This window comes from Vibrio sp. MarTm2 (genome assembly GCF_027587055.1).
GTDB classification, from domain to species: domain Bacteria; phylum Pseudomonadota; class Gammaproteobacteria; order Enterobacterales; family Vibrionaceae; genus Vibrio; species Vibrio sinaloensis_D.
Genome location: NZ_JAPPTK010000027.1, coordinates 1 through 4896, shown reverse-complemented (window position 1 = coordinate 4896; position 4896 = coordinate 1). Strand labels below are relative to the sequence as shown.

General features: G+C 41.7%; 6 protein-coding genes. 4 read left to right on the top strand and 2 right to left on the bottom strand.

Going from position 1 to position 4896, the window contains the following annotated elements:
• Window positions 1-34: 34 nt before the first annotated feature.
• The gene (locus OH458_RS21730) at window positions 35-658 is read right to left on the bottom strand and encodes a hypothetical protein (protein WP_140351322.1); all 624 of its coding nucleotides are present in this window, start codon (window positions 656-658) and stop codon (window positions 35-37) included.
• A gap of 54 nt (window positions 659-712) precedes the next feature.
• Complete coding sequence (locus OH458_RS21725; protein ID WP_180919313.1) at window positions 713-883, bottom strand: hypothetical protein; 171 nt, start codon at window positions 881-883, stop codon at window positions 713-715.
• Between the two features lie 241 nt (window positions 884-1124).
• On the opposite strand from OH458_RS21725, the gene OH458_RS21720 reads away from it, so the two are divergent.
• The 4 genes from OH458_RS21720 to OH458_RS21705 form a co-directional block, all read left to right on the top strand.
• Window positions 1125-1487, top strand: a complete 363-nt coding sequence (locus OH458_RS21720) for a hypothetical protein (RefSeq protein ID WP_206975734.1) — start codon at window positions 1125-1127, stop codon at window positions 1485-1487.
• Between the two features lie 10 nt (window positions 1488-1497).
• Window positions 1498-2685 (top strand): site-specific integrase, encoded by a 1188-nt coding sequence (locus OH458_RS21715; protein WP_269979824.1) that lies wholly within the window; start codon window positions 1498-1500, stop codon window positions 2683-2685.
• Between the two features lie 290 nt (window positions 2686-2975).
• Complete coding sequence (locus OH458_RS21710; protein ID WP_029832134.1) at window positions 2976-3947, top strand: retron St85 family effector protein; 972 nt, start codon at window positions 2976-2978, stop codon at window positions 3945-3947.
• The coding region (locus OH458_RS21705; RefSeq protein WP_269979823.1) for a retron St85 family RNA-directed DNA polymerase at window positions 3944-4896 on the top strand (953 nt) is incomplete at its 3' end. The genes OH458_RS21710 and OH458_RS21705, both read left to right, overlap by 4 nt.

The window sequence follows — 4896 nt, the reverse complement described above, 5'->3', positions numbered from 1 at the left end:
AGGTGTGAGGGGATGTGGGGTATTTTGAGATAGGCTACATACACTGGCTTGAAGGGTAAATATGATTTGGATATTCCAAATCATCAACACATACCCATTCTTTACGGCCAGATGCCTTTTCAACTAATTTAATTTCATTTTCACTTAAACCAAGAGCATAGATGCTTTTACTTCCATCATTGGTTTCTAGATACAAGCCTTCACCACTGAATTCTGCACTGATTATTTTTAGTGGAAATGGGGGTGTTGTTCTTTTCGATGCTGCTTTTGTTGAGTCACACATTTCATTCTGCATACGAGCTGTCTCAAACTGTGAGAGATATCTACCACTTAGCTTGGTTGTTCTCAATGAAGTCGCATTACCACTCAGCATATATTGCTGAAATAGCTCCCCCATTGAGCCTCTATAAATTACGTCACCCGAAATGTTTATGTAAAATGCTTCATCACCAATCTTTTTAGCCTCCCACTCAGCGGTGCCATTAGTGTAGGCGTCTATCATTTTTCCAAATTCAATATTTCCACAAAACTCAACCTCCATCCCCTGAAGCGTTTCGATAGCGTCTTCTGGTGATTCTGAAGAGTTAAACCAGCCAGCATTACCATAAAAGGAAACTAGTACTGACACAGCAGCAGGTATTATTACTTTTTTCTTCATTTTCATATCCGAGTCTAGGTTGTTAATTACTTCAGTGCTACTGACACAGATAGCTTATCCATTCTGCTGCTCAAGCTTCTTATCTAGTTGTATAAACCCTACCCCTGAAAGGATACCCACAATCGACCCTATCATAGCTGCTAGACCAATATCTCCGAACATCATTGCCCCCATAAGAGAACCAATAACACCAACAGCAACCAACGCAATACCAATCTTTTTCATGTTTTTACTCTATTATCAATTAATTATGAATTTCTCATCAATGAGAAATATGCTTCCTTAATCAGTAAAGTTCAGTGATATTGATCCCATAAAATCCATCTATCGCTGCCTACTTCTAAATTAATTAGTCAAGTGTTCAACAACTAAACAGCTATGGTTCTGCCTCTAAAGGCTCCTACCGTACCAAATATGAGCACAAGCACATATTAACTCTATGATACTGATAATCATGGAGTTCAATATGATTAAGCTAACTAATCTTCAACAAATCACAAGTCTACCGATCACCACAACCCTACAAGAACAAGTAAAATCCATTCTCACCGAACCATTTCACGATGAAGCAGAAACCCAACTCGCATGGGATGAGCTGCAATGTGAACTCTGGTTTCTCACATCAAAATCCGAACTCTCTGCCGTCGTCGTCGACGATATCGAACTGCTAAAACGAGCACTGACCTACACCGAATTCGAAGACGACCTGGACTACGGAGCAGTGCTGACCCTGAGCATTGTCGAGGACTCTGGTAAGGGTATCTACCTACTGATGCCTAAGACATTGCTCACCGAATTACGCCAATACTTCTCCATCGAGAATGACTAAGGAGGCAGTGATGCAATCCCGAAAATTCAAATTCAATAAACGCCAACTCGACTCACTTCCACCGACGCCGACGACAAGCAAAAGTAAGGAAACGGAATACACTGACGAGTTGTGTAGCGGTTTAAAATTAATCGTCAACCGTCAGGGGAGGAAGCGTTTCCTTTTCAGATACACCTATTTTTCGGTTAAAAAATCTATACAACTAGGTGAATATCCAGCGCTAGATATTGCCACCGCACGTCAGATTGCCAATGACCACAAACGGGAAATTGCTCTAGGTAATGATCCCAAGGCTATTCGTGATGAGAAGCGTAACGTGCTCACTTTTCAAGAATTTGCGGAGCTGCACTACTTACCCTACGCCATGATGAATAAGCTCACCGCCAAAAGTGATGCGGGTAGTCTCAAGCTCCATTTCTATCCGAAGTGGGGAAAGAAACCTCTCACTGATATCGGTCAGCAAGATATTCAGAAATTGTTAGATGGATTACTAGATGGTAGGAAGCCAGCAACTGTTAACCGTCTACGTTCCTTAGTCCTTCGCATGTTCAGACTGGCAATGGAATGGGGTTATGTCGACTCTAATCCCGGTCAGTACATCAGGAAGTTGAAGGAAAACAATGTTCGTCAACGATTCCTGTCACGGGCTGAGGTTTCTGCCTTCATCAAGGCATGTAACGAAGAACCTAATCGCACCCAGGCCAATGCATTGAAATTCGCTCTACTTACTGGAATGCGCATAGGTGAAATTACCAGCTCAAAATGGGAGTGTCTTACCGTCGACGACGACGGCAATTGGAGTTTATTTCTACCACACACGAAATCGGGGCTGTCGAGAACGGTCCTATTAAATCATTTAGCTAAAGAGGTCATCCATGATCAACGACGATTTCAACAACCGAAGAACCCCTATATCTTTGCCGGAGATGCACCCGGTAGACCTATCGCCCATCCGAAGAAGGCATTTGCTCGAATCAAGAAAGCTGCCGGAATTACTGACAACTTTCGAATTCATGATTTGAGGCACAGCTTTGCATCGATCCTCATAAACAGCGGAAATGCGACGCTCTATGATGTGCAGCATTTGTTGGGGCACCAGAGCCCCCAAACTTCGACTCGTTATGCCCATCTTGCTTCTAGTAGGTTGCGAGAGGTAAGCGCTAATGTGGCTGAGTTGGTGGGGGATGTTAGCGGTTAAGGTTCAATAGAGTAACTTGTGACCTAATAGCTTGTTCCTTAGTGGGATTTTCCCTATACTCTGGTTACTCTTTAGCGTTTGGGTCGAATTTAAATTCAACCTTGTCGGGCGGTTCGCCAGACACTAACTTATTGAGTGCATTTAGGGTTGCGTTAGAACTTTTCTAACGATCCTTCGTGCCTCAGGAGCGTCAGAAAAGTTCTAACGCTAGCCTCTGAGTAAAGAGTACAACAAACATAGACGGTTTCTCCTTTGAGGCCGTCTATATTTTTCGATGGAACCGAAAGACTGTGAGCACAAAGTTTGAGAATGCGATAATTGAAGCTTTTGAGAAGTATGATGTACGCAACTTTAAGATCAATTATCCAGATCATCGAATTTTTGTCTGCGGTGGTCAAATCGACATCACAGAACCCATTCCACTAAGTTTTCGTCAGCGTCTTATCGGTAAACTGGCAGCAACTTACCCTCATATCGAAAGTGAAATTGTACTGGCTGAGTCATTCAAAGATTACTTCCGTGAACACGCCTATCGTGATTTATTAACTTTTGAAGACGATATTGCACAGTTAGCCTCTGTCGTCGTTATTTTTCTTGAAAGTCCAGGCTCTCTCGTTGAGTTAGGTATGTTCTGCACTAAGCCTAACTTCTATAAAAAATTACTTATCATAGCTCCAAGAGAAGAAACTGAGCGTGAAGACTCTTTCATTTATCTGGGGCCACTACATCACATTCGAAACAAAGAGCCAACATCAGTAGCAATATATCCTTGGCCATCTCCTAAGGTACTTGGCTACTCAGATATCCACCTTCAAGACTTATGTGCGTCATTATTAGAAAAACGAGATAATATTCCTAAAAGCCCTGCGTTTAATGTAAAAAACTCTGGCCATGTTGCACTTTTAATATTAGAAATAGTGCGCCTTTCTTATCCGATATTGTTGACTGAAATTGAGTTAGCACTTGTATCCTTAGACTTAGATGAAGACAAATCAAAAGTAACGCGCTTGTTGTACTTATTGAATAAGTTGGGATACTTGGACACATATGAGTACAGTGGTTATAAATACTACTACCCGAAAGTTAGGGATAAACCTAGAGTCAAATTTGGTGCAAGTACGGCTGGTACCCCATTCGATGAAAAGAAACTGTTGATGAGCCTAAAAATGTCTTACGTAACCGATGTATCTGATGGAGCATCGAGAAAGAGAATTGCGGCAGGCAAAGAAATTCATAAAATTCTAGAAGGGGCGCAAAAATGAGTTTATCCGAATCGCTTTCTATGATGTTACTTATGGATGAGGGAGAGCTTAGATCATTTGCGCTGACAGCACCTTACCGCTATAAAGTTTACACTATAGCCAAGCGTAACTCCGAGGAAAGAAGAGTTATTGCACACCCTTCGAAAGAGCTTAAGTTTGTTCAGCGACTAATCATCAATCAACTAGAGCCAAAATTGCCAATCCACCCCTCAGCAACTGCGTACATTAAAGGAAAAAGCATCAAAGATAATGCACTTCCGCATGCAAACTCTAAGTACTTGCTGAAAATGGACTTGAAAAACTTCTTCCCAAGTATAAAGCCAGAGCTCTTTTTTAAGGAGTGTCGACATCATGGCATTGAACTAACAAATGTTGATAAAAGCTTGTTGGAAGGGTTTCTTTTTTGGAAAACTAGGCGTTCAAACAAGCTAACATTGAGTATCGGTGCCCCAAGTTCTCCTATGGTCTCAAACTTTATCTTATACCGGTTCGATGAAGAAATGAGCAAGCTATGTCTTGCTGAAGGTGTACGATATACGCGATATGCAGATGATCTCACCTTCTCTACGAACCAAAGAGGTACTCTTTTATCATTCCAAGCAAAGGTAAGAAGAGTTATCGGTATCCTTTACGATGGCAACATAAAGATAAACCTCAGAAAGACAGTATTATCATCGAAAGCTCACAATCGACATGTTACAGGTGTGACTCTTACAAATGACGGACAGCTTAGCCTCGGCAGAGAGGAAAAGCGGAAAATATCAGCAGCAATCCATCATTACTCGTTCAACATGCTTGAGCACGAAGATGTTTTGCGCCTTAGCGGCAAGTTAGCCCATGCATCTTTTATTGAACCTGAGTTTCTTGAGAAAATGATTAAGAAATATGGGCGAGACGTTATATCAAAGTTGATGAAAAGTGGAACCGAACCTGTAACCTCCACCAACTA

Excerpts from the sequence above, each read along its gene's own strand:
- OH458_RS21720 (WP_206975734.1), top strand. The coding sequence starts at position 1,125 with ATGATTAAGCTAACTAATCTTCAACAAATCACAAGTCTACCGATCACC.
- OH458_RS21715 (WP_269979824.1), top strand. The coding sequence starts at position 1,498 with ATGCAATCCCGAAAATTCAAATTCAATAAACGCCAACTCGACTCACTT.
- OH458_RS21730 (WP_140351322.1), bottom strand. The coding sequence starts at position 658 with ATGAAGAAAAAAGTAATAATACCTGCTGCTGTGTCAGTACTAGTTTCC.
- OH458_RS21725 (WP_180919313.1), bottom strand. The coding sequence starts at position 883 with ATGAAAAAGATTGGTATTGCGTTGGTTGCTGTTGGTGTTATTGGTTCT.